A 653-nucleotide genomic window follows, 5' to 3' on the forward strand; every position below is an offset into this window, starting at 1 on the left:
GGAAATAGCCACCGCCTTAACTTCTCTACTTGAACTATTATACAGGATAACTAGTAATTTACCTATTGATGATTAATGTTATATTACCTTAATAGGCATTGAAACATTGCATTTAAGTTTTATTGTGTATAACGATGTTACACAAATTAAATCGGTGGTGGTTTAAAATGAAAAAAATTTATTTTTTATGTACAGGAAATTCTTGTCGCAGTCAAATGGCTGAAGGATATGCCAAAAGTATACTATCGCCCGATATTTTTGAGATAGAAAGCGCGGGTATTGAAACGCATGGACTAAATCCAAATGCTGTTAAAGTTATGGCTGAAGACGGAGTAGATATTAGTAGCCACTACTCTAAATTAATTGATCTAAAGTATTTTAATACTTCAGATTTAGTTATTACTTTATGTGGTGATGCAAAGGATAAATGTCCTATGCTTCCCCCGCAAACAAAAAGTTTACACTGGCCTTTATCTGACCCAGCGCAAGCAACAGGAACATTAGAAGAGCAACTAGAAGTATTCCGTAAGGTTCGTGACGAGATTAAAAAATTAATTATAGATTTAAATGACCACTTTCATTGATTACAGAAAAGCGACATAACTCAACAGTTGTGGCCTCTTTTTTTGATACTGTATAATTAAAGGGTTAGA

General features: G+C 33.4%; 1 protein-coding gene. It reads left to right on the forward strand.

From position 1 onward, the window contains the following. Nucleotides 1-167 precede the first annotated feature (167 nt). Complete coding sequence (gene arsC, locus IV84_RS10550; protein WP_046870756.1) at nucleotides 168-584, forward strand: arsenate reductase (thioredoxin); 417 nt, start codon at nucleotides 168-170, stop codon at nucleotides 582-584. Nucleotides 585-653: the final 69 nt, after the last annotated feature.

It is taken from the genome of Pediococcus damnosus, from assembly GCF_001437255.1.
Taxonomy (GTDB): Bacteria; Bacillota; Bacilli; order Lactobacillales; family Lactobacillaceae; genus Pediococcus; species Pediococcus damnosus.

Excerpts from the sequence above, each read along its gene's own strand:
- arsC (WP_046870756.1), top strand. The coding sequence starts at position 168 with ATGAAAAAAATTTATTTTTTATGTACAGGAAATTCTTGTCGCAGTCAA.